This is a genomic window from Vibrio parahaemolyticus (genome assembly GCF_900460535.1).
Classification (GTDB): domain Bacteria; phylum Pseudomonadota; class Gammaproteobacteria; order Enterobacterales; family Vibrionaceae; genus Vibrio; species Vibrio parahaemolyticus.
On record NZ_UHIL01000002.1, the window covers coordinates 762,871 to 787,398 of the forward strand.

Here is a 24,528-nt window from a genome sequence, read left to right on the forward strand (position 1 = left end):
CGTTTTTTTATGTCTCGGTTTTTGTTCGAGACGTTGTTTATTGAATGGTACGGCTGAACTTCAAACTTGCCGTCCACGCCAGTATCCCAATAAAGGCGTAGATGCCGACGTTGGCCCAACCCGCTTCAGGAATCGCACTGAATGGGTTAGAGGCGATGATCGCATGCAGAGGCAAATAGAGCACAGCTGAGAAGAACTGATCCAACCCGTAGTAACCAAACATCGCAATTGGCATCCAACGTAGCGCATAAATCGCGATGAAGAGAATCACCAACGGCGAGTTTACCTTCTGAGAAATTGCCATCGCGCAAAGTGCTAGTGGCAGCATCAACACGCCTGCGAGCGCCATTCTTGCTAAGAACTCCACCCAGTGCAGCAGCACGTAGCCAAGCGAAGTTTGACGATAGAGCAAAGCCAGTTGTTGGTCGGTCGAAATATTGAGTAACCACAGCATAAAATCAGCCGCCAAAACGAGGCCAGAACACACCAGCGGGATCACCAACAAACCAAACGTCAGCTTCACGAGGTGCGTTTTTAGATCGCTAACTGGCATACTGCGCCAAAACATAATGCTGCCTTCGGCACGCTCTTTACGCAGCGTTCTAGGGAAGTACTGGATGGCAAGTAACATAGACAGCAAACCAGCGCCACCAGTGATCAGCATGTTGACGTCATCCCCAAGTTCTTTGTGAATATCACTCACATCGCCACCGAGGCTCATTTCGAAAAACATGTTGTGTTGCAACGTGGTGTTACTCATCAAACTAATAAAAAGCAACGCTCCACACGCCAACATAAACAAAGGTAAGCGCAATACTAGTGGGTTTTCTAACCACTCTTTACGCAACATTGCGACGACAGAGCGCATCATGCTGCCTCCTTTTGTAACGCTAAAAACAGATCCGCCAGTTTTACACCATGCACATCGCCAAGCCCTGCCGCTTGATCAGCGTATTGTGAAGACAATAGCCATTTCGTTGTGCCCAATCCTTTTTGAGAAGAGAGTGGGTGCATCGCTTCAATTTGCGCACGGTGTTCGTCATTGGCATCGAGAATAAAGTAGTCTTCACTGATGCTGTCCATTGAGGTTTGCAGCACCGGGCGACCGTGTTTAAGAATCAACACATCGGTTAACAGATGCTCGATCTCGGAAACTTCATGGCTGGTGATGATCAGAACGCGTTCACCATCGTGAAACCATTCCAGTAAATGACGGTAGAAGGTGTCGCGGTAAACCAAATCCAAACCAAGAGTTGGTTCATCCAAAATCAGGATTTGTGTATTGGTTGCGATAACAATGGCAAGGTGCAATTGCACTTTCATCCCTTTCGAAAGGGCTCTGATTTTCGCACGAGGTTTGATGTCGGTTTGACGAAGCAGCGCATCCGCTTTGCTGCGATTGAAACCCGGGTGAACCCCTTCGGTATAACTCAGAAGCTGAGAGACCGTCATCCAATCTGGCAAAACATTTACATCCGAGATGTACGACAAATTCTGCATGATCTTGTCGCGCTGCATCATGGGCTCGAAGCCATTGATGCGAATTGTCCCGTCGTAGTCGTGGGCGCCGAGTAGGGCGTTAATAAGCGTCGATTTACCCGCGCCATTGTGGCCGAGTAAACCAAGCACTTGACCAGCATGTAAGTCAAAACTCACATCATGAAGCGCCTCTCCTTGTTGACGGTACTGCTTGGAGACGTTTTTTACACTGACTAATGCGCTCATTGGTCACCTTTCATATGGGGGTTGAGTTGCTGGACAAGTTCATCAACTGACATGTCCAGACGTTGTAATGTATCGGCTATTTGAGGAATTTGCTGTTCAAGAAAGCGAGCCTTTTCCGCAGAGCGCAATTGTTGAATTGCCCCTTGTGCGACAAACATGCCTTGGCCACGTTTTTTCTCCACTAGTCCTTCATCAACAAGTAACTGATAGCCTTTCATGACGGTAAGGTGGTTAATTTTCATATCGGCAGAGATGCTGCGGACGGAGGGTAAAGCCTCGCCTTCTTTCCAGACGCCCTGCAATATTTGTTGGGTGATCTGATCAGCCAACTGGCGAAAAATCGGTTGGCGATCATGCCAATGCGTCATGATAAACATCCTATGGCTGAATTGGTGTTATATATATGTATAACACTGAGTTTGAGAAATAGAAAGAATTAATCTTTTTGCCATCACACAACAGCGTGTTTATGGCGTCCGTTTTCGACACGTTGCACCGAATATTTGCACGCAATCGGATGCGTTTTTTCTATTTCAAATTGATATAAAAACAACTACTTCTCATAAGTTGAGAATCCGCAATTAGAGGTACTTCAGAGCGTGAGAAACTTACGACAAAACTTGTGTTTATCACTGAGTGAGAATTTATTGAATATTAAAATTAAAACATTCTTATCTAGTGAGAATTATAGTGGAATTCACCCTAGAAAAATAAGGACTCAATAGGCAACCTGATTGGATTCGTTACCTATCTCTCGTTGAAGCATTACTCAGCGGATGAGAAAAAGGAAAAAAGAGGTTTTATGAATCATGTTATTTCAATCGGCCCACAGGAGTCGTTTCTCGTCGCTATTTGTGTGTTGTTCCTAGGGCAATTTATCAACACCAAACTTCCAATTTTAAAAAAATTCAATATCCCAGAACCGATTGTTGGTGGGTTAGTTATCGCCTGTGTGATTACCGCAATGCACTTTAATGGCGTTGATTTATCCTTCGATTTACCACTGCAAAACACCTTTATGTTGATGTTTTTTGCCACCGTTGGATTAGCGGCAAACTACACCCAGCTGATCAAAGGTGGTGCGAAGGTGTTTATCTTTCTCGCGGTGGCATCAGCGTACATTCTTATTCAAAACGCCGTTGGTGTGTCTTTGGCGACCGCATTGGGCTTAGATCCGCTAATGGGGTTAATTGCGGGTTCTATTACGCTTTCTGGTGGTCATGGAACAGGCGCAGCTTGGTCGCAGACTTTCCAAGATATGTACGGGCTACATAACGTACTTGAGGTTGCGATGGCATCTGCGACGTTTGGCTTGGTGATTGGCGGCATCATCGGCAGCCCAGTGGCACAGCGTTTGATAGACAAAAACAACCTAGAATCGGAATACGGCCGTACAAATCAAAGTCACCAACGTTTTCCTGAACTCGTGACTTATAACGAGCACGAAGAAGACCGAGTTACTGCAAAGAAAGTGGTCGAAAGCTTGTCGATTATTTTGTTGTGTGTGACAGGGGCGGGTTATCTAGAAAACTGGGTGAGCAGCTTTGGCATCAAATGGTTGATGATTCCAGACTTTGTCTACGCGTTGTTTATTGGTGTGGTGATCACCAACATCATGGAAGTGACGAAAGTTCGCAAAGTCGACTTAGAAACCGTGGATATTCTCGGTACGGTTTCATTGTCGCTGTTCCTAGCAATGGCGCTAATGAGCCTAAAACTGTGGAACATTTTTGACCTAGCCATTCCGTTCTTGATCATCCTTGCCGTGCAGTCGGCAATTCTCGCGGTGTTCGCTTACTACGTGACATTCCGCGTCATGGGCAGCAACTACGACGCGGCGGTAATTTCTAGTGGACACTGCGGTTTTGGTTTGGGGGCGACCCCAACGGCCGTGATGAACATGGGGTCTATCGTGAACCGTTTCGGCCCGTCACCACAGGCATTTATGGTGGTGCCGATTGTCGGTGCATTCTTCATCGACATCGTTAACTTAGTGATTTTGCAAGGCTGCATCGCCTTTATCAAATAATCGGCGAAAGGCGTAACCACGCCAATTTTAAGATCATTTAAAGCCAAAGCCAGTCGGAAAAGACTGGCTTTTTTGTTTCTTGGTATGAATCTTTCTCATTCTTGCTTCAAGCAATGAAATCAATGCGTTAATATCATTCACCGGATGTTATTTTCCCAGCAGCAGGAGGCTCCACACATGTCAGAAAAAATATCGACATCAGCATTAGCGAAAATGCGCAATATTGACGCCAAGCTGCTGTTTTCAGATCTCAAACGCGCCGGTTACATCACTCGCCAAGAGGACAAATGGATCCTGACGGAAGAGGGCGCTAAGTTCGGCGGTGAATATGTTGACCACCCCAAGTTTGGGCAGTTTATTGTCTGGCCTACGAACTTGCATATTGAGCTGAATCCTACCTCTGGGAAAACGCTGAGTGCCACACTACTTGGCGATAAACTTCGCCTTAATGCCAAGCGAATCAACCAATTGTTGAGTGAGCTAGGCTGGATAAGTAAATCAGAAGACGGATGGCAAGTCACCGAAGCGGGCATTCGAGCAGGTGGTCAACAGCGTGCAGACAAAGAATCACAAAACACCTTTGTGGTTTGGCACGATGTCGTTTTGCGCAACAAGCGCTTGAAGCAATCTGTAGTGGAGTTTTTGGGGCAAGATGCGGAGTCGCACTCCACCGACAAATCCTACTCCAGTTTTCGTCAAAAATTCGAAGCCAAACACCGGACTTTGGATGGGCACTATGTTCGTTCAAAAGGGGAGTTATTAATTGATAACTGGTTGTATTTGGCTGGTATTGTCCATGCTTACGAGCGACAACTCCCGATAGAACAAGAAGTGATGAGCGATTTTTATCTCCCTGCTGGCAAGCTGTACCTTCAGTTTTGGGGAAGTGATAGCGGAGAGACGCCAGAAAAAGAGCGAGAAGTCATTCGCGCGGTGTATCAGCAACACAACTTCAATTTGATCGAAGTAGAGCCAAGTGAACTAGACAAGCTGGATGAAGTTCTGCCAAAGCGTCTGCGCCAATTTGGCATCCAAGCGTACTGAGGTACTTCTCAAATGAATGAAGATGCTTGCGATGTGATGGTATTTGTCATGCCCAGAAACGAAAAAACCCGTGATGATTCACGGGTTTTGTATTTTTAGCGGTTATCTTGGCTTATCGCACGAAGGACTAGAAACCTTTGATGTTTTCCGCTTCTAGCTCAGAGAAGTACTTAACTGTCTTCACTTTAAGCTCTTGTTGTGAAGGCTCGTCACATACGATCACTGCTTTAGGGTGCAGCTGAAGAGCAGAAACTGTCCATAGGTGGTTTACACAACCTTCAACAGCCGCTTCTAGTGCAAGTGCTTTGTTGTGACCAGTCACTAGGATCATCACTTCTTCTGCGTCTAGTAGTGTGCCTACACCGATAGTCAGTGCGTATTTAGGAACTTGGTTGATGTCGCCATCAAAGAAGCGAGAGTTCGCGATACGAGTATCTTCAGTTAGTGTCTTGATGCGAGTGCGAGAAGACAGAGAAGACGCTGGCTCGTTGAATGCGATGTGACCGTCGTTACCTACGCCGCCCATGAATAGGTTGATTTTGCCGTAAGACTTGATTTTGTCTTCGTAGCGTTTGCATTCTGCTTCGTGGTTGTCAGTGTTGCCGTTCAACAGGTTGATATTTTCTTCTTGAATATCAATGTGGTTGAAGAAGTTGTTGTACATGAATGAACGGTATGATTCTGGGTGATCCGCAGGGATACCGATGTATTCATCCATGTTGAAAGTGACAACGTGTTTGAAACTTACTTCACCAGCTTGGTAAAGCTCGATCAGTGCTTTGTAAGTTGCTAGAGGAGTGCCACCAGTTGGTAGACCCAGAACGAATGGACGCTCAGCAGTAGGTTTGAAATCGTTGATACGCTTAGCGATGTGCGCAGCTGCCCACTTACCTACTTGTGCTGCTCGAGTTAACGGGATAAGTCTCATTTTGTGCCCCTAGTTATTGGAATTTAAGATGTACTGAAACATTAATTCGCATTATAAAATAAGTAATGGCGAACTGCTATTGTTTTAGGTCAAAAATTTGCTTTTTCTTTAACCAATGTTGCCTTTTGCAACCAGTTTTACGTTTGCTTTACGCTAAATTGTTAACTTGTGAGCGTTTTTTGGTCACTTGAGTTCATTGATAGATGCGTAAAATTTATGGCTTGAATTAAGTTATAAAGTAAACATCAAGCGTCGATGTTCTGGGTTTATTGGATGGTAAGTGGCGGAAAAAATTCAAATATTTTGATCTCACTCAACCTCGTACATGGCAGGTAAATCATTCCTTAACCATAATTACAGCGTGTGAACAGGTAGGGATATCACTATGAAAAACGAATTGGATCCAAGCAAAGTGCTACAAGCGTACGAAAACGTCATGAACAACGGTTCGCCAACGGAGTTCGGTAAGATCTATGAAGGTGTGGAGGCGTTCTCGGATTACGATGGTTACAACGTCTTTTTAAGAGGCAACGGCGTGGAGCTGAAAGTGGGTTTCCACAACACGTATCACCTAGAGTACGAGCAGGAGCACTTAAAAGAAACGTTTTTGAAAAAGATTGCGATGCTGGCGAAATAGGTCGACATTTCCCATGCACCAAAATCGCAGATATTAAAAAAGCCCTCGGGAGAACGCGCCCTTGGGCTTTAGGAGAAGAAATGGGTCAGAAGCGTTCACTCACACCGAATGATGAACGTTTGTTGAACATCTGACGTTTGGTTATTTCTTATTAATCGTCTTCAGCCAAACTCTCTTCTGCATAGTCGTCAGCCGCATCTGGTTTGTTGCGACCGTTTAGCGTATGGAAGCGCTTACGACCACGAGCCAATTGGGTGTATTTTAACCAAGTGCGCTCGATTTTAGTTTTCGCTTTGCCTGGGTTTTCTAGCACCTTGACGAAGTGTTTCTCTTCGCTATTCTCAGGTGTTAACTCGCCTGACTCTAAGCCAAGCATAGTATCCCCATAAATTGTTAGGATTTCCTCTTCCGAAAGAGTAAAATCGCCAGACTTTGCAAAGCCGCGTGGGAATTTTACGTTGTCGTAAAAACGTTTTTTGCCATGACGGAATTCAGTGTCAGACATGTCAACAGCCTCTGTAACCGTTATTGATGAATGTAGTGAACTACGGCGAAAATTAGGCGCAAAGCTAACAAAAGAAAAACAAAACTTTTTTGTCGTCAAGATTTTAATTAATTGTTAATCTGGTTTGATATTAACCAGGAGTTGGTTTATGGATGTTAAGGTCTTTAGAACATTTTTAGAGCTGGCAAAGGTTCGTCACTTCGGACGCGCAGCTGAGAACCTGTATATTACGCAAGCAGCGGTCAGTGCCCGCATCAAACAATTGGAAAGTTACTTCGATACTCAATTGTTTATTCGTGATCGAAATAACATAAAGCTGACCTCAGCAGGGGAACGCTTAATCAGTTATGCCGAAGTTATGGTCACCACATTGCAGCAAGCAAAACTGGAATTATCACTTGAAGATGGAAAAGCATTACAGCTCACCATGGGCGGTACGCCGAACATTTGGGATGCGTATTTGCAAAACTGTTTGAGTATTGTGACGGATTCTTTCGGCGGTTACGGCTTTATGGCCGAGGTGATGGGCCGTGAAATGCTAAGCCGTAGCTTATTAGAGCGCACGTTAGATATGGCATTTGCGTTTGACCAAATCAAAGCTGATGAGCTTAATTGTAAAAAAGTCGCGGATGTTGTCCTTGTGTTGGTTTCTACCGAGCAAGATTCATTAGATACGGTGTTTGAGCACAAATATGTGTATGTGGATTGGGGAACACGCTTCGCTTCTGAGCACTCTGAGCGTCACCCTAAAATTCCGGCTCCGTACCTGCGCACATCGACTGCGCGTATTGCTTTGGACTTCATTTTAGAGAAAGGCGGCGCGGCGTATCTGCCGGTGTCTCTCGTAGAGCCGTTTATTGCGAATGGGCAGCTCTACAAGGTGTCTGGAGTGGAAGATTGGTACCGACCTATCTACTTAAGCTATCGCAAAGCCAGCACGTCTGTAGAAGCAATTAAACAGGTCGAAGAGATTGTGAAAGAAATCGATCCTCTCACGGCTTACAGCTTGCAACAGATTGGGTCTGCATCATCGGACGCAAACCATTAACGCTTGGCGTCAATGAAAACGGAAAAATGAAAAGCCCCCTTGGCGTTTGCCTTGGGGGCTTTCTTTTTAAGCGAGATTTATCACAGGATAGCGATAGTTCGATATCTATGAACCGATAGTTACGGCAAGTCAAAGATTAGCGCAGTAACTGATTGATTGGTTAGGTTACGAAATGTCACCTTGCTCTGTGCTTCGATTTTAGCGCCATCACCGCCCGTTAGCAGGGTGTTGTCGATATGCAGCTCTCCCGATACCTGATGAACGTAAACATTTCTTCCAGAGTGGATGTCGAAGGCGAGTTCGCGATTCGGCTCCAAAATCAATTGATACAAATACGCATCTTGTTTGATGTGCAGTGTGCCACTCTCTCCCGTTGGGGTTGCAATGGTGGTTAACCCTGCATTACGTCCAAAATCTTTTTGCTGGTAGCCCGGTTTATTCCCAAAGGTGTTAGGTTGAATCCAAATTTGCAAAAAGCGTACAGGGTCTGTTTCTGATGCGTTATATTCGCTGTGGTAAATGCCTTTACCTGCCGACATCAGCTGAAACTCCCCCGCAGGTAACGTTTGTACATTGCCTTCACTGTCTTTGTGCGCAATGACACCTTCTAGCACATAACTGATGATCTCCATGTCGCGGTGACCATGAGTATCAAAGCCTGCGTTGGGTTGAACTAGGTCATCGTTGATGACTCGCAGTTCAGAAAAGCCCATGTGTTTTGGATCGTAATAGCTACCAAAAGAAAACGTATGTTTGCTGTCTAGCCAGCCAAAGTTTGCTCGACCTCGGTCTTCGGCGTGTCTTACGGTGATCATCAGTGCCTCCAGTGTCCGTGGTTAGGAGAATTTTTTGTTTAGGAAGTTATCTAACGCCGCTTTACCTGCGCCAGAAAAGGCCAGTGAAACACTTGCTGCTAGCAGAGCTAGGCCAAATTCGTAGCCGTTGTTTGCCATAAATAAGCCGTTTTCGAAGTGCACTGAGAAAATCGCCACAACCATAGTGAATGAGAGTGCGACTGCCGCAGGGCGTGTCAGCAAACCAAGTAGAATAAACAAGCCGCCGAAAAATTCTGCGCTACCAGCAAGAAATGCCATCAATACGCCAGGGCCAAGTCCAATTGATGCCATCCATTGTCCTGTGCCTTCCAAGCCGTAGCCGCCAAACCAACCAAACAGTTTCTGAGCGCCGTGCGCCATAAAGATGATGCCGATAGGGATACGTAGTGCCAGTGCGCTGTAACCTGATTGTGATGTCGTGATTTTGTGTAAAAGTGTTTTCATGATGCTGTCCTCGATATGTATTTTTCAGTGGGAGTGTGTCTGCTCCTGAGCTGTTGAGAACAGTTTAGGCGTGGTTGATGAGGTTATTAATTGGCTTTATTTGACCTTCTCGTTCAATAAATTCGAATTAGTATATTTTAACGTTTTTTTCTCAGATGCTTATCTGTAATTTATTGGGAGTAAGATTGGCTAATTTAGCGATTTTAACGACAACTAAGTCGTAAATTTCGATGGATTTGGTATGTGAGAGAAAAGATATTGTTGATCAAAACGCAAAAAAAAGAGCACAGGGGGCTGTGCTCATTGCTTTCACGATTACAAGGGAGAAAGGTGTGTCCAAAGTAGAAGATCAAAGGTTCATCAAACTTTCTAACGACTCCTCGACATTGTTGTAGTGATAGGTCCGAATATTCACGCCATCTGTGGCATTGATTTGAATTTCTGAAATTTCGTTACCTGAGTCACGTTCGATGATCCCAATGGAGTGATCAACGGATTTACTGGTAATAACCTTTTGGTTTCTTAGTACAATTACGCAAGTATGTAAGTCCATGCCAATTCCCTTTAGCCGACGTTGTTGTGATGTTCTGGATTTAACTTTAGTGTACAAATTCGCTAATGCCAATAAATCTCAATATTGAGTTCCGAAAATGGCTAATCTTCATTTGTTCTGCGTTCTACAATGAAGTTATATCGAGTTGTTTTCACAGAATGCACGAGCAAGGATCGCTTCATGTTTATCCATCCTCATACATCGTTGACCTTCGAGCAGTGCCAAAAGGCGCGAGTGTCGCGAGACAGCCGTTTTGATGGGCGATTTTACGTCGCGGTAAAAACCACAGGGATTTTCTGCCGACCGATTTGTCCGGCGAACCTACCCAAAGAAGAAAATGTAGAGTACTTCACCGATAAAGCCCAAGCACTTAAAGCGGGTTATCGTCCTTGTTTGCGTTGTCGCCCAGACAGCGCTCCGGGATCGTGGGCATGGAAAGGCGTAGAAACAACATTTCAACGCGCGATTTCATTGATTGATCGAGGAGAGCTGCATCACCACTCGGTGTCTGAACTGGCAGAACGCGTTGGTATTTCTGATCGTTACTTGCGTATGTTGTTCGAGCAGTATCTCGGCATGTCACCAAAACAGTACGCGCAATATCAGCAGTTAATGTTCGCCAAGCAGTTGCTGCATTCCAGTTCGATGTCGGTTACGGAAGTCGGCTTCGCCGCCGGTTTTAACAGCACGCGCCGTTTCAACGATGCGTTCCAAAAGTTTCTGAAGCTCACGCCTTCTCAAGTTCGTCGAAGAGAATTTGATGGCGTGAGCGCGAATCGAATTGCGTTGTCTTATCGTGGTGAGTTGAATTGGCAACACATGCTGGATTTTTACCGACTAAGAGCTATCGAGGGCGTGGAGCGGGTGAGCGGCGAGAGTTACCAGCGCAACGTTTGTCTGGATAACAGCAAAGCGTGGTTTAAGGCGATCAAAGGTGAAGGAAACCTTGAGCTTGAATTCGAAATTGAAGAAGTTGCGAAGCTGCAAAACTTAGTGTCTGGAGTGCGGCGTATGTTCGATCTAGACACCGATATCTGTACTGTCGAGCAGCATTTGGATTATGTGGCACCGGGGCTTGTATCGAACCGAGGAATTCGGATTCCTGGAGTGTGGAATGCTTGGGAAGCCGGGGTTAGAGCCGTTTTGGGTCAACAAGTGTCGGTCAAGGCTGCGATAGGCCAGCTTAACTTATTGGTAAAAACGCTCAGTGGTGATGCTGACAAGCGCTTTTTCCCGACACCAGATGCGATTGCGAATGCCGACGTGAGTTTTTTGCGGATGCCGCAAAGTCGTAAAGAGACGTTGGTGCGTTTCGCTCAGTTTATGCAAAGCAACGCGGAGACGGATCCGCAACAATGGTTAGCGCTGAAAGGCATTGGACCTTGGACGGTCAGTTATGCTCAATTGCGTGGGCAATCCCAACCCGATTGCTTTTTAGATAAAGACTTAGTGGTGAAAAAAGCGATGCAGCGCTACCCATCACTCAATACGCACACCGCAGCCCCTTGGGGAAGCTACGCGACGTTTCACTTATGGAATCAATCATGAACACAGTTTATACCGAGATGCCGAGCCCACTAGGTGCGGTCACTATCCAATCTAACGCTGAGGGCTTACTTGGCATTTGGTTTGAGACTTGTACGACCAAGCCAAGTGAATTGGGGCGAAGAGATGATCAGCATCCGATTTTGCGCCAAGCCGTCACCCAGTTGGACGAATACTTTTCGGGTCTGCGCAACGAATTTGATTTGCCTTTGGCAGCGACAGGTACCGATTTTCAAAATCAAGTGTGGCATGCGTTAACGACCATTCCATACGGCGAGACGTGGAGCTATCAAGATCTCGCCAACGCGATTGGCAACCCGAAAGCCGTGCGTGCGGTTGGGTTAGCAAATGGCAAGAACCCTATTTCCATTGTGGTGCCTTGTCATCGCGTTATTGGTAAAAGTGGCAAACTGACTGGGTATGCTGGTGGGGTAGAACGCAAACAACGTTTGCTCGCATTAGAGCAAGGTACACCACTTTAAGTGAGGCGATTCTCATATTGTTGTTTGGCGTGCAACGCACGGTTGAGAATTGTGTAGAGTGGTTTATTTACGAACAAGATAACAAAGGATAACAAGGGCATGTCTTTCAAAATGGATTTTGATGCATTCATGAGTGAGTGTTGGCAGCTGCACGAGGAAAAGCCAGTACAGGTTTATGCTCAGCTAGAAACGGCGCTGAATGAGGTGGAAGCGCTCAGCCAAGTTGAGCGAATATTTGCACTGATGCTGCACACCGCAATTGGGCACCTTGAGCATCCCGAACGATTTCTTGCCTGTTTAGACAGCTTAGATGATCGCGCCATTACCGAGAGTTTGGCGTTTAAACGTAGCATCGCCGTTGCACGCTTTTTTGTCGATGGCACTGAGAATGTGGCATTGCTAGAGGAGCGAGATCAGCGTCGCGTGTTCTCTCTTATTGCGAACGAACTTTCTGCTCTTACTCAGCTTGAACCAGCAAGTCAATGGTTGGCGAAAGCCGCATTAGGAATGACACCACACGATGCAGAAGAGGTGCTAGCGCGTTCGATCGCAATTACCGCAAACAACTTGGCTTATCAGTATGAAGAGCTCTCAGAGCGTACTGACGAGCAGAAAGCGAGGATGTTAGAGTCTGCAAGGCTAGCACTGGATTATTGGAAAATAGCGGGCGGTTGGATGCAGGAAGAGCGCGCAGAATATCGTTTGGCGATGAGCTTGCTGAAAGCCGATGCACCTAAAGAAGCCAAAGTGCATGCTGAACGATGTGAAGCCATTTGTCTGCAAAACGGCGGCGATGCGTTTGAGCTTTTTTATGCGCATGACTTATTGATGCAAGTGCATTTTCAACTTAGCCAGCAATGCAAAAAACAATTGGATGCGCAGGTGCAGCAATACTGCACAACCAGCGAACTGGCGTAGGTTTGCCGCCACAGCAAAAAGCCCCGAGCTAATGGCTAGGGGCTTTTTGGCTGTCTAAACACTTTCGTATTTCTAGGTGTTGATTATGCCGTTTGCGGTTTTGGCTGGTATCGTCCAGGTTTGTGGTTCATCGCCAAAATCAAGTTGGTCGCAATGGCACCAAGAACGGAGAGAGCGATAAGGTACACATCCACAATAAACAGCGACATCACCACGATGGCACAATCGAGCGCCATCTGAATTTTGCCCGCTCGAATCCCAAAGCGTTCCTGAAGGTACAATGCCAAAATGTTAAAGCCGCCCAAACTCATCTTGTGACGAAATATCACCAGCATACCAATACCGATCAATCCACCGCCCAACAGCGCTGCGTAAAAAGGTTCGATTCGGGAAATTTCGATCACGTGGTGCAGATGGTCGACCGCGAAGGAGACAATAGAAACGGCAATAAAGGTATTAACCGTAAACCTCCAGCCCATGCGCATCACAGACAGAATATAAAAAGGGAGGTTAAGGGCGAAAAATATTTGACCAAAACTGAAGTCACTGACTTTGGTCAGAAAGATGGCCAAGCCAGCGGTGCCGCCAGTCAGTAATCCTACTTTGCTGAAAAATATCACCCCAAGTGACACCAACGCGCTACCGAGCGTCAGAGCCAAGAGGTTTTCTCTTAGGCTATGATCTTTATCCATAAAACAATTTCCTTGGTTTAAAAACCGCGGCGGAGACAATCTGCCTATCGAACGCGGTAAACAGTCACCAAAATAGCGACTAATAAATCGACCGATAAAATGTCGCGAAAAGTGACCAATGTCGAGTTTTTGGACAAGATTATGATGATGTTAAGCTGTTTAACATAATGTACACATGAATAAAAACAACAAGGAAAAGCGATGATTAAGCAAGTTGGCAACACTCAAATTAACCCCCTGCATCGACTGACCTGTCACTGCGGAAAAGTCGAACTGGAACTGACGTTACCCAACGGAATTGAAAAGCCGAGACGCTGTGATTGCTCTATGTGTCGTCGTCGAAGTGCGATTGTGGCTTCAGTACCTTTGAGTGGTATTCGTATCGTTCAAGGTGACGATGTTTTAAAGCTCTACCAATTTAATACGCATACCACGAAGCATTTTTTCTGTAGTGAATGTGGCATTTACACACACCATCAACGCCGATCAGATCCAAGTGAGTACGGTTACAACGTGGGATGTTTAGAGGGCGTTAACCCGTACGAATTGGGTGATATTGAAGTGATGGATGGCGTTAACCATCCATCGGATCGTTAGACTAAGTAGCTAGGCGTGTCATAGGGATTAGGTAAACAAGCCGCCGTTCATCCACAAATGAGCGGCAATACTGGCGGCGTAGCCCAGAGCGATCACGGGCGTCCATTTTAAGTGGCCAAAGAAAGTGTATTGGCCACGCGCTGCGCCCATCAAAGCCACACCCGCGGCTGAACCAATCGACAACAAACTACCCCCTACGCCCGCAGTGAGCGTAACAAGCAACCAGTTACCAGTGGACATACTTGGGTCCATCGTTAGTACCGCAAACATGACCGGAATGTTATCGACAATGGCAGAAAGCACACCGACCATCACGTTCGCCCAAACCGGATTCCATTGGGTGTACATGACGTTTGAAACCAATTCGAGATAACCGAGCAAGCTCAAGCCGCCTACACACATCACGACGCCATAGAAGAACAGCAAGGTATCCCATTCGGCGCGAGAAACACGATGGAATACGTCAAACGGTACGACAGAGCCTAAACGTTTCAGCGCATGATCGTCCCCATTCGCAATCGCCATGGCCGCTTTTTTCGCGAGCGAATGTTTGAGGGTTTTTCTTAAGAAGTACCCGAAGAATTGTAGGTACGCCAAGCCCATCATCATGCCAACCACGGGTGGGAAGTGAAGAACAGCATGGAAGGAGACAGCCGTAGCGATCGTGAGGACAAACAGCAGCACAATGCGCCTTGCACCACGTTTTAATTCGACATGCTCGTGGATGGTATTGGGTTTGGTGTTCGGTACAAAAAGGGACATTAAAAACGCTGGCACGACATAGTTGATTAGAGAAGGGACAAACAATGGCATGAATTCAGAGAACCGCACGTGCCCAGCTTGCCAAACCATCAAGGTTGTAATGTCACCAAATGGGCTGAATGCCCCGCCCGCGTTGGCTGCGATAACGATGTTGATGCAAGCAAGATTGACGAACCTTGGATTGTCGCCAGACACTTTCATTACCACCGCGCACATCAAAAGGGCCGTGGTTAAGTTATCTGCGATTGGAGAGATGACAAACGCCAGAAAGCCTGTCAGCCAAAACAGTTTTTTGAACCCGAACCCTTTCCCAACCATCCACGCTTGTAGAGCATCAAAGAGTTTGCGCTCTTCCATCGCGTTTATGTAGGTCATCGCAACGAGCAAAAACAGCAACAGCTCGGCGTACTCAAGTAGGTTATGTTCCAACGCCGATTTTGCCACGTCTTGCTGGTGGTGCTGGGCGAAGGTGTAACCAATCAAAATCCAAATCAGACCTGCCGCGAGAAGTACAGGTTTGGATTTTCTCATCTTCAAATACTCTTCGAGCATGACCAGAATATAAGCGATCGAGAAAAGAATGAGAGCGATATAGCCTACGGCGGAGTTCACCAGATTAAGATCACTGGATGCCGCTGCAAAGCTGGAACTAGAGAACAACAAACAGCAGAAAGCCACAATAGGATAGATTGGCATAGACATTTCTCCCTTGTCTTGTTGGAGAAATATTAGCCATAAATTAAGGGGTTAGTTGTGAGAGAGCTCGAATTAACAGTAGGAGTTAAGATTTGGGTAGCTTGCGCCACTATTTTCTGAGTGACGCAATGCTCGCCGCGCCAAATAAGATCGCAACAGCGTATAAACCATAAGTTAGCCAATGGCTAATTTCTAGAAAAGGAATGAGTCCCTGACCTGCCCACATACAGCCTCCGTTTAATGAGCAATGTTGTAATAGTCGGGTCAATCTAAAGCAAATGAACAATGTTTTTTGTGAGTGACGGCAAATTCTGAAGGATTAGAAAGTCAAATTTTGGTGAGTGAGAGAGAACTCTCACTTTAAAAATCAATACGCTAACACTTTAGTGTTAGCGTATTGCTGAATCCATTTAGCGGAGTAGGGCTTTTTTCAGTGGAGATGCCTCAATTGCCCTTACCAGCAACAAGGTCACGACGAGAGTGGCAGGAAACAAGAAGGCATCTTTTGCTAAGTCTTGTAATCCTAAAAAGCCCGCTATGTTCATCATGACAATAATGACCAACAGATGGCTCACGTAAACGCCTAAAACACTTGGGGCCCACTTAAATACCCATGACATGTTGCCAAAATTAGGATGAACTAACAGCCACATGAACACGCCGAGCGACCAAATGACGGTACCAAACAAGAAGTCATTAGAGTTGAAGGCCACATCGTACTGCATCAACCAGTAGGCTTCACCAAAGTGCAGAGCCATACCGAGGAGAATCAGGCGAATGGTGTTGTTGCGTGACCAAAGCCACTGTTTTTCTCGAATCAAGTAGCCAAATACCACAAGTAAGGTACTGAAAAATGGCCCATTACGAGTGAAAAACGGAGCAGGTAAATCGGTGAGAGGTGCATAGCTGCCTGCCAAAACACCATAGACGTAAAGCAGCACAGTTGTTGGAAGCAGTAACTGAGCCATGCCAGTTCGAACTAAGCAGGCGATGATAGCGACCGCAATCACCAATGCTGGAATAAACCACAGGTGGACAAGCCCGCCTTCTAGTAATGAATTCAGTGGTGCAGACGCTAAGTATCCCCAGTAGCCTTGTCGTTCGGCAAGGTATCCCGCTTCTGCTACGACTTGCCATTGGAACGGCATGAGTAAGCTGATCACGCTCCAAACCAACCAAATTTTCATTAGAGGTTTCGCATAGTTGACTAAAGTTTCGAGTGGATTGCTGCTCAGCTTAGGTTGGATAAGGTAACCAGAAATAAGGAAAAAAAGCGGAACCGCAAAACGAGCGAGCTGATTAAGAAGATAACCGACCCAAGGTACGCCATCCCACTGCCAATAAGTGAGGGCCATTTGGCAATGCAGCCCGACAATTGCCACCATGGCAATGATGCGTGCAAATTCTAAACTGGCTATTTTTCGGTTTGTCGCCATACGTTACTTACCTAAATGAATAAAAAACTTCAGCGAAAGTAACAGTTCGCGACGCACTTCATGCATGAAAAAATCAACACATTGCAGCTTGAACCTTAGCAATGTCTGAATTTAAGACTCACTTCAAACTTCTTGATTCCGCATCTATTAACCCACTCAATAGGTCGATCTTAGCAAGAAAATAATATGGATAGATGGTTAGACCAGTTAACTCTTCATTGCAAAAAAGAACGACCGTGCTAAAACTACAGTTATGAAAAAAGGAAAAGTAACGAAAGAGTTCATTCTGCAGCGCGCATTTGAAATTGCCAGTGAAGACGGCTTAGAAAGCCTCACCATTGGCGAACTAGCGAAGCAGTGTGGCATGTCCAAAAGTGGTCTGTTTGCTCACTTTAATTCCAAGTTGAATTTGCAGCTTTCCGTGCTTGAGTACGCAAACCAAGTGTTTGCTGAAAGAGTGATTGAACCTGCACGCGGGCTTGGTGATGGCAATATTGAGCGGAAAATCCGAGGGTTGTTGGATTCTTGGATGACGTGGAACCATTCATTTCAAGGCAGCTGTATGTTCCTTGATGCGTGGAATGATGCCGCAGACAAAAATTGTCCGTTACAAGCGGCATTACGTAAAGCGATTGATACTTGGTTAAGTTATCTAGAAATTCAAATTGCGAAAGGCAAAGAAAACCAAGAGTTTATAAGCGACTTAGATACTCGTCAGGCGACGTTCGATTTATACGGGCAGTACCTGAGCGCGCATGTTTTCTATTCGATCAAAGGTGAGGAAGAGAGCTTACGCTTATTTTGGCAAGGCATCGACAACTTGCTTGCTCGATGGAGAGGTTAACACCGTCTACGGGTAACGAAGATTCATTTTAAAGAGCGACAGAGTTCGCTCTTTCTTATCAGCATAAAAAGCACGACCGTTCTATTTTTGCTAAGTGTGCTGATAACTAAGGAAAAGATCATGAGTGAGAAAATCTATTTTAATACCTCGCAGCGTTTTAGTGTGAAGCGCAGTCTCGTCAACATCAGTACCCGCTTGCACCACACATTGGCCCCATCGCATGCGAAGAAAACGGCGCGAAAACTGCTGCTTACTCCAGCGCGTACGCAACCAAAAAATGCGGAGCCACAAGGATTAGTTAAAGCAGAAATCCAAGGGCACACTGGGGCTATCAAAACGTATTCGTTGGGTCAGGGGCCTGTGTGGGTTCTGACTCATGGTTGGTCGGGCACGGCGAGCCAGTTTTATCCGTTGATGGAACATATCGCGGCTTGTGGATTTACTGCGTTGGCTTACGATCATCCAGCACATGGTGAAAGTGATGGTCAATATGGTCATATTCCGGGCTTTGTGCGTGGCTTGGAAGAGGTTCTCGACTCGGTAGAAGAAGGCGTCGCCGGATTGGTTGGACATAGTATGGGAACGGCGTCTGCACTTGAGTGCCGTCATCATAAGTTGGAAAACAAGCCACTGCTATTGATTGCGCCAGTGTTGAATTACGTAGAGAACTTGTTTGGCAGCATTGCGCGTTCTGGCTATTCAATGAAACTGTTCAAAGCGGTGGTATCGGAAGTGGAAGATCAGTATGGCTACCCATTGCAATCGATCGACCCTCTGAAGCGACTCTCGGAGCGAGCTGCACCCACGATCATCGTGCATGATGAGCAAGATAAATTCACTAAACACAGCATTTCCGCTCAAGCCGCTGACGAGATTGAAAATGTTGAGTTGGTGACAACACAAGGTCAAGGCCATGGGCGAGTCATGAAGTGTGAGCAAGTATTTAGCAGCTTCGACCGCTTGATTGAACGCGTGTAGTTATTGGCTTAATGATGTTTAATCACAATGAAAAAAGAAAGGACAGCCGGGGGCTGTCCTTTTTCGTTTTTAGCTTCTGTGAGTGCAAGGTTTACACTCAGAATGTTAGGCTTAGTTACAGTTAGCTACGCCAACTTCTTTCCATACACCCCATTCGCCAGACTTGCTTGGATCGTCACCCTGAGTCCACCATTTCGCTTCCCACGTTTTACCTGCGTGAGTCACTTGGTTGCCACCTGTGTACACTGCGCTCGCATCCCATGCGTTGTCACAAGTACCTGGGTTTGGATCGGTTGTGTGCTGTGCAACAACCACTGTCGCGCTTGCCGATGAAGACGCTTTACCGTCGCTCACACTTACAGTGAAACTTAGGCTTGTGTCTTGCGGGTATTCCGCAGCAGTGAACGTCACTTTAGAGCCGTTTACCGTTGCGTTCAGACCTTGAGGCAGAGTCCAGTTGAAAGTAAGAGTATCGTTGTCTGCATCGCTAGACGCAGATGCATCTACAACCACAACGTCACCAGTATTTGCTGTTGCTGGAGCAACAACTTGCGCTACTGGTGCGTTGTTCACTGGGTCAACCACACCTGCTGGCTTCACAGTTACTACAACAAGGTCAGATGCTGTTGCTCCTTCGTTGTCAGTCACTGTCAGCTTGAAGGTTAATTGCTCTTCAACAGTAACTTCTGCTGCATCAAAGCTTGCTTTCGCTGTGTTTGCGCCTGCTAGTACCACTGCTGTACCAGATACTTGTTCCCACACGTAACTCGCGATAGTGCCGTCAGAGTCTTTCGATAGGCTACCATCTAGAACCACACTTGCAGGGCCAGTTACCGATTGATCTGCGCCAGCTGCTGCGGTTGGTTTACGGTTTGGTTGAGGAACCACACCGCCAGCCATACCTTCGTGCATTGCGTTGAGAATGTCGCCGTTATCCGCGTCGATTTCCCAAGAGAATAGACCCGCAAGACCTAGAGATTTCGCGTAGCTACCTTTTGCTAGCACTGAGCGATGGTCATCAAATGTGATCAACTCACCCGTTGTACGGTTCCATACCCATGGTGCTTCAGCTTGTGCATCGTAGCCGTACTCGAAGCCGTTAATGCCAGTGTTGTTTGCACCTAGCATGAATGACTTAATGCCTTTGTAGTCGATTACGCCATCTTCCCAAACACCTTGTGCAGTGCTGCCTTTTAGTTTACCTGTCGCAGTACCTGTCATTGGGTCATTTGGATCTGTGAGTGTATCTGGTGTTACGCCTTCCCAGCCACGGCCGTACATTGCAGTACCAAGGACTAGCTTGTTCGCAGGAACGCCTTGAGCAAGAAGAAGTTGGATACCGTTATCTGCTGTATACGCAGGGCCTTTGTAAGCTTCGCCGTTTTCATCTACGCCGCTGCCGTCACATTGGCCAGGGCGCATGAACGAACCACAGTAAAGCGCAGTTTGGTGACCAGGAACGTTGTTCCAGCCGCCGTAGAAGTCGTAAGTCATCGCGAAGATGTAGTCCATGTATTGAACGGCATCTGCGTAGTTTACGTCTTCAATCTTGTCATAGCCGACACCGATTGCTGAAGTTAGCTCGTAAGTACGGCCAGTTTCTGCTTCTAGCTCATCTAGCATTGCGCGCAGTTCACGCATCAATGCAACGTAAGCTGGACCATCGTTTACTGGGTCGCCTTTATCTGCTGCAGCACCGCCACCACCAGGGAATTCCCAGTCAATATCTACACCATCGTAGAATTTCCAAGTTTTCAGGAATTTCTTAACCGATGCCACGAATGTGTCGCGGTTCGCTTTATTAACGAAATCGTAGAATGGGTCAGACAGTGTCCAGCCACCGATAGATGGGATGATTTTTAGATCAGGGTTACGTTGTTTCAATGCCATTAGCATTGCGTAGTTACCCTTGATAGGCGTGCTGTACTCGTGGCCAGCTTGCGGGAAGCTCTTCTGGTAAGCAGCCCATGGGTCATGGATTACCACTTCGTAATCAGGCACACCGCGACATGCAGTTTGAAGAGCGTTAAAGCTGTTACCACCAACAGACTTAACAGATTCGTTTGGACCACAGATTGGAATAAAGCCGTAAAGGATGTGAGTTAAGTTGTCGGCTGGCATGTTGTCTACGGTGTAGTTACGACCATAGATGCCCCATTCAACAAAGTACGTACCCATCACGACGCTAGGGTCGGTGTTGTATGTTTTGTTGTTTGGATCAACGTTCATCGTTAGTGGCTTCAAGTGAGAGCCATCTGTATCCGCGATGGTGATTTCTGCAGGAGCACTTTTCGAACAGCCTGTAGCATCACACGCTTCAATTTCCATTTGGTACAAGCCGCCTTGGCCGTAATCAAATGTTGCTGTGGTTTGGCCGCCAGTGATAGCGCCTGTTGCGACTTTTACGCCATCAAAATAGATGTTGTAAGTGTCGCCAGGTGTACCGCTCCACTGGTTGAATTTAACGGTGATTTTAGCTTGGTCATGGTATTTCACCATGTCGTAGTAGCCAGATGTGGTTTCCATAGCCAGTTCAATTTTAGAAAATTGAAGGTTATTAGAACCGTACATATCGACACTTGGTGCGGTCGGAGCTGCGACTGCAGCACCTGATAGCGCTAAAGCAACCCCAGCTGCACATAGGTTAAATCGAATCATAACTTCTCTCTCAATCCTTGGATTCATGTTCTTTCGTGAACATAAGCTGCTCTTGCACCAGATTAGATGATCAGATTTACACCACGTGCAAAAGCATCACACTCAGCATTTCAGAGAGTTTTTTTTCGTCAAAAAAAATTAAAACGGTTTTCGAGTCACATGAGAGAACTTAAATAAAACCCACACTCTGTTACACGGAAAATGTAAGACTGAGTCAATAATTTATAAATATTTGGCAGGAATTAAATTAATTGTTTACTCAATTTTGGTGGGTATAAATGCGACGAATATCTTATTTGATTGTTTATTAAGGTTTTATTTCATCGCGTAGAAGTGCCTTAGGACGGTAAAATAGTGGTAAAAAACGTGCTAGTCGCGACTGAAATGTTCACTCAGTGCGGCTCGTCGTTTTGATGCTGCGCCCACTTCTGAACCTTGAACAGTATGCTCAAATCCCTTTCGAATGAATCGCTGATCTGGGATTCGAGGTTCAATTCGGCGTATTTGTGGTGACAGGTGAGAGCCAGAAAGTTGATACGCGGTTTCACCTAATCCGGTATTTAAGGTGATGACTTTGCCATCAAACGCAAATTCCGTCGTGATCAAACGATGATTTCGATACACCCCATCGGATGTAAAAATAAGGCGTTCGGTTTGATAAGGTGGAGCACCAATTTCGATCCACTCACCATAGACGTGTTCGGGGTTGATGTAATCTTGGTAGGAGACGTGGAGCTGATAAGCGAAAAAAGCCACCAAACTGCAGACAAAAATAACGAACGCACTTTTTACCATCTTAAGCTGGTGTCGAGCCCAAAATGAAAGTTGCGGTTCTTTATCTTGTTTCCTTTTCCTGCGAGCGGGTATGGCCATGAGTACTCTTATCGTCCTTTTTTAATATGGTGGAAACCTTCCGCACTAAAAACAAACAATCTCGCCGTTGCGACCCAGAAACTATGATCTAATGTCCACTTTTACAATCGGATACACTATTACTGATTGATTTGTCGTTAATGATTGACTCCTTAGTGATTAAGAATGGACTGCAAATTTCGAATTATTCTTTCCTGTTGCGTTAGCCAAATTCTGTGCTGATTAACTGAGTTCTCAATTCGGTAGAATCTCTGTGCTTTAAAGGCTTGAGTCGCAGAAAAAAACAGGGTAAAAAAGAGCGGACTTTTGATAAGGAAACCAATAATGAGTATTAAGGAAAATAGCTATTTTGCAGGTGGTGTAAAGTCACTAGGTTTTAACCAGCACGGACAGGATGTTAGTGTCGGTGTGATGCTTCCGGGCGAGTACACATTTGGTACGCAGGCTCCTGAGCGCATGACAGTCGTTAAAGGTGCTCTCGTGGTGAAACGCGTAGGTGAAGCCGATTGGACAACCTACAGCAGCGGTGAGTCGTTTGATGTTGAAGGTAACTCATCTTTTGAGCTGCAAGTGAAAGACGCAACGGCTTACTTGTGCGAATACCTATAATCGGTACAAATGCTGAATTGCTTTAAGCCACCTTCGGGTGGCTTTTTTAGTTGCGTAATTTCCTTGAACTGGCGCACGAGATATCGCTTAGAATTCGGTATCTTGGCGCTATTTATGCGCAACTGTGTATATACTTAGTATAAGTACACCCATCAACCAAGGAGGAAGTGATGGCAGTACAACGTAAGCATTCTGATCTCCCTCCTCGCTACGAAGCGAGCGATTTAACGAATGAACAGCGACACCGCTTTACTGAAGTAGCGAACGCGGCGCACAAAAGACGCAAGTTTTACAAACAGGCGATAGAAAAAAGTTTGGTCGGAAAAATGAAGGAGCGAGCTTTTAAGCCAGTGATTGCACCACAACAAGGAAAACCAAGCCGGGCGCGTCAAGCCTTCTGGTTGATCGTGTTTTTAGCGCTTGGGTTGTGGGCGATGCACTTTTTTGCATAATCGGGCGACTCACAGAGGCTTAGCACGCCTCTGTCATCTCAAGCATTGATTCTTGTTGTTTACGCAGCTCACCAGCATGAGAACAATGTTCGTAAAACGCGTACTGATTTTTACCCGTGTGTTTCGCGGCATACATCGCTTTGTCTGCGCAGCGGGTAAGCTCTGATAAATCGTTGGCGTCTTGTTTATAGATTGCGGCTCCTACGCTCATCGTCAGCTCATTATAGGTATCGTAGTTTTGATATCCCTTTGGGAACAAATTAACGATGCGATCCAAAATGCCATCTAGGTCTTGTTTACTGCGCACATCGTAAAGCATTAACACGAACTCATCGCCTGCGAAGCGCGCAATGGAGTAGTCATGTTTATCGGTTTTTCGGTCGCTGTTACGAATGCTTTTCTTCAATCGAGTTGCAAATGCTTTCAACACTTGGTCGCCAACATCGTGGCCATAGGTGTCGTTGATGTACTTAAAATTGTCGATATCGAGAAAAACTAACGCAGTGACACTGCGTTCGTCTGAGTGGTCAATGTCGTGCAGTTTTGCTCTAGCCCACGTTTCAAAGCTCCAACGATTCGCTAAGCCCGTCAGTTGGTCTAGGTAGGCCAACTCCTCAATCCCTTCTCGGTAAAGGGTTTGAATGTAGCTGACGACTTTTGCGTAGTAGTAGGAGAAGGTATGGCAGACAAAACTGATGGCTATCAAGGTGAACATGAATCGGCGTTCGATCATATCGCCAGTGGCAGGTAAGCCGTCTAAAAACGTAATGCCAAAGAAAACCAAAATCATGTAGGTAGCGCTAAAGAGTAAACCGACTTTGAACTCGTTAATCAAAATGATGGTTGCGACGATGGGGTAGAGCCACAATAATTTTCCGGAGGGCGCATCATTAAAAAGAAGTAGTAATAACCCCTCAAACATGATGACGGCGCTGAGCAGTAAATCGGCATATTTGTGATGCCTTTGCACTTTTATGAGATAGCAAATCCCTAAGCAGGCGATGGCACTGAAGGCATGCAAAACGCTTAACCCCCAATGATTTTCGAGCGATTGGACGATAGCGCCGTACACCAATAGTGTGGCGGCAATGCTAGAACACAGAAAAACGATTTTCTTTTTTCTCGTCGAGCGGATATCCGCCATTTCTTCTAGGCGAGCCCCGGCCAATGTCGACATCTTCTATCCCTACTTAAATTGATATGTACGTCTATTCTAGGCGGTATTTTAGCGATAAAT

The 24,528-nt window shown here is 46.0% G+C and carries 26 protein-coding genes; 12 read left to right on the forward strand and 14 right to left on the reverse strand.

Annotated elements, in window-relative coordinates; translation table 11 throughout:
• Nucleotides 1–37 precede the first annotated feature (37 nt).
• Genes DYB02_RS20345 through DYB02_RS20355 form a run of 3 tightly spaced genes read right to left on the reverse strand, consistent with a single transcriptional unit; the run spans nucleotide 38 to nucleotide 2,093 of the window.
• Entirely contained in the window at nucleotides 38–868 is an 831-nt protein-coding gene (locus tag DYB02_RS20345; protein WP_005497655.1) for a hypothetical protein, read from the reverse strand.
• The gene (locus tag DYB02_RS20350; RefSeq protein WP_025535733.1) at nucleotides 868–1,725 is read right to left on the reverse strand and encodes an ABC transporter ATP-binding protein; all 858 of its coding nucleotides are present in this window, start codon (nucleotides 1,723–1,725) and stop codon (nucleotides 868–870) included. The genes DYB02_RS20345 and DYB02_RS20350 overlap by 1 nt, the downstream gene beginning before the upstream one ends.
• Nucleotides 1,722–2,093 (reverse strand): GntR family transcriptional regulator, encoded by a 372-nt coding sequence (locus DYB02_RS20355; RefSeq protein ID WP_005464887.1) that lies wholly within the window; start codon nucleotides 2,091–2,093, stop codon nucleotides 1,722–1,724. Before DYB02_RS20355 ends, DYB02_RS20350 begins: the two co-directional genes overlap by 4 nt.
• Before the next feature lie 434 nt (nucleotides 2,094–2,527).
• On the opposite strand from DYB02_RS20355, the gene gltS reads away from it, so the two are divergent.
• Both gltS and DYB02_RS20365 read left to right on the forward strand, forming a co-directional pair.
• Nucleotides 2,528–3,754, forward strand: a complete 1,227-nt coding sequence (gene gltS / locus DYB02_RS20360) for a sodium/glutamate symporter (protein WP_005497660.1) — start codon at nucleotides 2,528–2,530, stop codon at nucleotides 3,752–3,754.
• A gap of 177 nt (nucleotides 3,755–3,931) precedes the next feature.
• The gene (locus tag DYB02_RS20365) at nucleotides 3,932–4,798 is read left to right on the forward strand and encodes a hypothetical protein (RefSeq protein ID WP_029804679.1); all 867 of its coding nucleotides are present in this window, start codon (nucleotides 3,932–3,934) and stop codon (nucleotides 4,796–4,798) included.
• Nucleotides 4,799–4,925: 127 nt separating this feature from the next.
• Here DYB02_RS20365 and nagB read toward each other — a convergent pair whose 3' ends face one another.
• Nucleotides 4,926–5,726 (reverse strand): glucosamine-6-phosphate deaminase, encoded by an 801-nt coding sequence (gene nagB / locus DYB02_RS20375; RefSeq protein ID WP_005464933.1) that lies wholly within the window; start codon nucleotides 5,724–5,726, stop codon nucleotides 4,926–4,928.
• A gap of 385 nt (nucleotides 5,727–6,111) precedes the next feature.
• On the opposite strand from nagB, the gene DYB02_RS20380 reads away from it, so the two are divergent.
• Nucleotides 6,112–6,363, forward strand: a complete 252-nt coding sequence (locus tag DYB02_RS20380; RefSeq protein WP_005464900.1) for a DUF3081 domain-containing protein — start codon at nucleotides 6,112–6,114, stop codon at nucleotides 6,361–6,363.
• A gap of 151 nt (nucleotides 6,364–6,514) precedes the next feature.
• On the opposite strand, the gene DYB02_RS20385 is transcribed toward DYB02_RS20380, so the two are convergent.
• Nucleotides 6,515–6,868, reverse strand: a complete 354-nt coding sequence (locus DYB02_RS20385; RefSeq protein ID WP_005464927.1) for a MaoP family protein — start codon at nucleotides 6,866–6,868, stop codon at nucleotides 6,515–6,517.
• 148 nt (nucleotides 6,869–7,016) lie between these two features.
• On the opposite strand from DYB02_RS20385, the gene DYB02_RS20390 reads away from it, so the two are divergent.
• Nucleotides 7,017–7,916: a LysR family transcriptional regulator gene (locus tag DYB02_RS20390; protein ID WP_005464903.1), complete on the forward strand. Its 900-nt coding sequence runs from the start codon at nucleotides 7,017–7,019 to the stop codon at nucleotides 7,914–7,916.
• A gap of 119 nt (nucleotides 7,917–8,035) precedes the next feature.
• On the opposite strand, the gene DYB02_RS20395 is transcribed toward DYB02_RS20390, so the two are convergent.
• The 3 genes from DYB02_RS20395 to DYB02_RS20410 all read right to left on the reverse strand — a co-directional run bounded on the left by DYB02_RS20395 (nucleotide 8,036) and on the right by DYB02_RS20410 (nucleotide 9,749).
• Nucleotides 8,036–8,731, reverse strand: coding sequence for a pirin family protein (locus tag DYB02_RS20395; RefSeq protein WP_029804678.1), 696 nt, complete (start codon nucleotides 8,729–8,731; stop codon nucleotides 8,036–8,038).
• 21 nt (nucleotides 8,732–8,752) lie between these two features.
• Nucleotides 8,753–9,196 carry a DoxX family protein gene (locus DYB02_RS20400; RefSeq protein WP_015312747.1) on the reverse strand — a complete coding sequence of 148 codons (444 nt, stop codon included), beginning with the start codon at nucleotides 9,194–9,196 and terminating at the stop codon, nucleotides 8,753–8,755.
• Nucleotides 9,197–9,545: 349 nt separating this feature from the next.
• Nucleotides 9,546–9,749 (reverse strand): hypothetical protein, encoded by a 204-nt coding sequence (locus tag DYB02_RS20410; protein WP_005464930.1) that lies wholly within the window; start codon nucleotides 9,747–9,749, stop codon nucleotides 9,546–9,548.
• 180 nt (nucleotides 9,750–9,929) lie between these two features.
• Here DYB02_RS20410 and DYB02_RS20415 point away from each other — a divergent pair, with 180 nt between their 5' ends.
• The 3 genes from DYB02_RS20415 (at nucleotide 9,930) to DYB02_RS20425 (ending at nucleotide 12,694) form a co-directional block, all read left to right on the forward strand.
• Entirely contained in the window at nucleotides 9,930–11,297 is a 1,368-nt protein-coding gene (locus tag DYB02_RS20415) for a DNA-3-methyladenine glycosylase 2 family protein (RefSeq protein ID WP_029804677.1), read from the forward strand.
• Nucleotides 11,294–11,776, forward strand: coding sequence for a methylated-DNA--[protein]-cysteine S-methyltransferase (locus tag DYB02_RS20420; RefSeq protein WP_005464913.1), 483 nt, complete (start codon nucleotides 11,294–11,296; stop codon nucleotides 11,774–11,776). The genes DYB02_RS20415 and DYB02_RS20420 overlap by 4 nt, the downstream gene beginning before the upstream one ends.
• A gap of 99 nt (nucleotides 11,777–11,875) precedes the next feature.
• Entirely contained in the window at nucleotides 11,876–12,694 is an 819-nt protein-coding gene (locus DYB02_RS20425) for a hypothetical protein (RefSeq protein WP_029804676.1), read from the forward strand.
• Between the two features lie 83 nt (nucleotides 12,695–12,777).
• Here the strand turns inward: DYB02_RS20425 and DYB02_RS20430 are convergent, their stop codons facing one another.
• A complete protein-coding gene (locus tag DYB02_RS20430) occupies nucleotides 12,778–13,386 on the reverse strand; it encodes a DUF6198 family protein (protein ID WP_021452814.1) in 609 nt (202 codons plus the stop codon).
• 201 nt (nucleotides 13,387–13,587) lie between these two features.
• Between DYB02_RS20430 and DYB02_RS20435 the strand changes: the two genes are divergently transcribed.
• Entirely contained in the window at nucleotides 13,588–13,983 is a 396-nt protein-coding gene (locus tag DYB02_RS20435; RefSeq protein WP_029804675.1) for a GFA family protein, read from the forward strand.
• Nucleotides 13,984–14,010: 27 nt separating this feature from the next.
• Here DYB02_RS20435 and nhaD read toward each other — a convergent pair whose 3' ends face one another.
• Together nhaD and DYB02_RS20445 are read right to left on the reverse strand one after the other, a co-directional pair.
• Nucleotides 14,011–15,441: a sodium:proton antiporter NhaD gene (nhaD, locus tag DYB02_RS20440; protein WP_029804674.1), complete on the reverse strand. Its 1,431-nt coding sequence runs from the start codon at nucleotides 15,439–15,441 to the stop codon at nucleotides 14,011–14,013.
• Nucleotides 15,442–15,851: 410 nt separating this feature from the next.
• Nucleotides 15,852–16,877: an acyltransferase gene (locus tag DYB02_RS20445; RefSeq protein ID WP_029804673.1), complete on the reverse strand. Its 1,026-nt coding sequence runs from the start codon at nucleotides 16,875–16,877 to the stop codon at nucleotides 15,852–15,854.
• Nucleotides 16,878–17,130: 253 nt separating this feature from the next.
• On the opposite strand from DYB02_RS20445, the gene DYB02_RS20450 reads away from it, so the two are divergent.
• Nucleotides 17,131–17,721 carry a TetR/AcrR family transcriptional regulator gene (locus tag DYB02_RS20450; protein WP_005468576.1) on the forward strand — a complete coding sequence of 197 codons (591 nt, stop codon included), beginning with the start codon at nucleotides 17,131–17,133 and terminating at the stop codon, nucleotides 17,719–17,721.
• Between the two features lie 120 nt (nucleotides 17,722–17,841).
• Complete coding sequence (locus DYB02_RS20455; RefSeq protein WP_005497675.1) at nucleotides 17,842–18,699, forward strand: alpha/beta fold hydrolase; 858 nt, start codon at nucleotides 17,842–17,844, stop codon at nucleotides 18,697–18,699.
• Nucleotides 18,700–18,810: 111 nt separating this feature from the next.
• Here the strand turns inward: DYB02_RS20455 and DYB02_RS20460 are convergent, their stop codons facing one another.
• Nucleotides 18,811–21,357 carry a glycosyl hydrolase family 18 protein gene (locus tag DYB02_RS20460; protein ID WP_029804033.1) on the reverse strand — a complete coding sequence of 849 codons (2,547 nt, stop codon included), beginning with the start codon at nucleotides 21,355–21,357 and terminating at the stop codon, nucleotides 18,811–18,813.
• A 369-nt stretch (nucleotides 21,358–21,726) separates the two neighbouring features.
• Complete coding sequence (locus tag DYB02_RS20465) at nucleotides 21,727–22,230, reverse strand: DUF2850 domain-containing protein (protein ID WP_020841634.1); 504 nt, start codon at nucleotides 22,228–22,230, stop codon at nucleotides 21,727–21,729.
• Between the two features lie 324 nt (nucleotides 22,231–22,554).
• Here DYB02_RS20465 and ppnP point away from each other — a divergent pair, with 324 nt between their 5' ends.
• A complete protein-coding gene (gene ppnP / locus DYB02_RS20470; protein WP_005464991.1) occupies nucleotides 22,555–22,839 on the forward strand; it encodes a pyrimidine/purine nucleoside phosphorylase in 285 nt (94 codons plus the stop codon).
• 170 nt (nucleotides 22,840–23,009) lie between these two features.
• On the forward strand, nucleotides 23,010–23,291 hold the full coding sequence (locus DYB02_RS20475) for a hypothetical protein (RefSeq protein WP_005464981.1): 282 nt from the start codon (nucleotides 23,010–23,012) through the stop codon (nucleotides 23,289–23,291).
• A 19-nt stretch (nucleotides 23,292–23,310) separates the two neighbouring features.
• On the opposite strand, the gene DYB02_RS20480 is transcribed toward DYB02_RS20475, so the two are convergent.
• A complete protein-coding gene (locus tag DYB02_RS20480) occupies nucleotides 23,311–24,468 on the reverse strand; it encodes a GGDEF domain-containing protein (RefSeq protein ID WP_005464995.1) in 1,158 nt (385 codons plus the stop codon).
• Nucleotides 24,469–24,528: the final 60 nt, after the last annotated feature.

What these genes read in the sequence shown, in the direction of transcription:
- DYB02_RS20345 (WP_005497655.1), bottom strand. Translation starts at nt 868, where the DNA reads ATGCGCTCTGTCGTCGCAATGTTGCGTAAAGAGTGGTTAGAAAACCCA.
- DYB02_RS20350 (WP_025535733.1), bottom strand. Translation starts at nt 1,725, where the DNA reads ATGAGCGCATTAGTCAGTGTAAAAAACGTCTCCAAGCAGTACCGTCAA.
- DYB02_RS20355 (WP_005464887.1), bottom strand. Translation starts at nt 2,093, where the DNA reads ATGACGCATTGGCATGATCGCCAACCGATTTTTCGCCAGTTGGCTGAT.
- gltS (WP_005497660.1), top strand. Translation starts at nt 2,528, where the DNA reads ATGAATCATGTTATTTCAATCGGCCCACAGGAGTCGTTTCTCGTCGCT.
- DYB02_RS20365 (WP_029804679.1), top strand. Translation starts at nt 3,932, where the DNA reads ATGTCAGAAAAAATATCGACATCAGCATTAGCGAAAATGCGCAATATT.
- nagB (WP_005464933.1), bottom strand. Translation starts at nt 5,726, where the DNA reads ATGAGACTTATCCCGTTAACTCGAGCAGCACAAGTAGGTAAGTGGGCA.
- DYB02_RS20380 (WP_005464900.1), top strand. Translation starts at nt 6,112, where the DNA reads ATGAAAAACGAATTGGATCCAAGCAAAGTGCTACAAGCGTACGAAAAC.
- DYB02_RS20385 (WP_005464927.1), bottom strand. Translation starts at nt 6,868, where the DNA reads ATGTCTGACACTGAATTCCGTCATGGCAAAAAACGTTTTTACGACAAC.
- DYB02_RS20390 (WP_005464903.1), top strand. Translation starts at nt 7,017, where the DNA reads ATGGATGTTAAGGTCTTTAGAACATTTTTAGAGCTGGCAAAGGTTCGT.
- DYB02_RS20395 (WP_029804678.1), bottom strand. Translation starts at nt 8,731, where the DNA reads ATGATCACCGTAAGACACGCCGAAGACCGAGGTCGAGCAAACTTTGGC.
- DYB02_RS20400 (WP_015312747.1), bottom strand. Translation starts at nt 9,196, where the DNA reads ATGAAAACACTTTTACACAAAATCACGACATCACAATCAGGTTACAGC.
- DYB02_RS20410 (WP_005464930.1), bottom strand. Translation starts at nt 9,749, where the DNA reads ATGGACTTACATACTTGCGTAATTGTACTAAGAAACCAAAAGGTTATT.
- DYB02_RS20415 (WP_029804677.1), top strand. Translation starts at nt 9,930, where the DNA reads ATGTTTATCCATCCTCATACATCGTTGACCTTCGAGCAGTGCCAAAAG.
- DYB02_RS20420 (WP_005464913.1), top strand. Translation starts at nt 11,294, where the DNA reads ATGAACACAGTTTATACCGAGATGCCGAGCCCACTAGGTGCGGTCACT.
- DYB02_RS20425 (WP_029804676.1), top strand. Translation starts at nt 11,876, where the DNA reads ATGTCTTTCAAAATGGATTTTGATGCATTCATGAGTGAGTGTTGGCAG.
- DYB02_RS20430 (WP_021452814.1), bottom strand. Translation starts at nt 13,386, where the DNA reads ATGGATAAAGATCATAGCCTAAGAGAAAACCTCTTGGCTCTGACGCTC.
- DYB02_RS20435 (WP_029804675.1), top strand. Translation starts at nt 13,588, where the DNA reads ATGATTAAGCAAGTTGGCAACACTCAAATTAACCCCCTGCATCGACTG.
- nhaD (WP_029804674.1), bottom strand. Translation starts at nt 15,441, where the DNA reads ATGCCAATCTATCCTATTGTGGCTTTCTGCTGTTTGTTGTTCTCTAGT.
- DYB02_RS20445 (WP_029804673.1), bottom strand. Translation starts at nt 16,877, where the DNA reads ATGGCGACAAACCGAAAAATAGCCAGTTTAGAATTTGCACGCATCATT.
- DYB02_RS20450 (WP_005468576.1), top strand. Translation starts at nt 17,131, where the DNA reads ATGAAAAAAGGAAAAGTAACGAAAGAGTTCATTCTGCAGCGCGCATTT.
- DYB02_RS20455 (WP_005497675.1), top strand. Translation starts at nt 17,842, where the DNA reads ATGAGTGAGAAAATCTATTTTAATACCTCGCAGCGTTTTAGTGTGAAG.
- DYB02_RS20460 (WP_029804033.1), bottom strand. Translation starts at nt 21,357, where the DNA reads ATGATTCGATTTAACCTATGTGCAGCTGGGGTTGCTTTAGCGCTATCA.
- DYB02_RS20465 (WP_020841634.1), bottom strand. Translation starts at nt 22,230, where the DNA reads ATGGCCATACCCGCTCGCAGGAAAAGGAAACAAGATAAAGAACCGCAA.
- ppnP (WP_005464991.1), top strand. Translation starts at nt 22,555, where the DNA reads ATGAGTATTAAGGAAAATAGCTATTTTGCAGGTGGTGTAAAGTCACTA.
- DYB02_RS20475 (WP_005464981.1), top strand. Translation starts at nt 23,010, where the DNA reads ATGGCAGTACAACGTAAGCATTCTGATCTCCCTCCTCGCTACGAAGCG.
- DYB02_RS20480 (WP_005464995.1), bottom strand. Translation starts at nt 24,468, where the DNA reads ATGTCGACATTGGCCGGGGCTCGCCTAGAAGAAATGGCGGATATCCGC.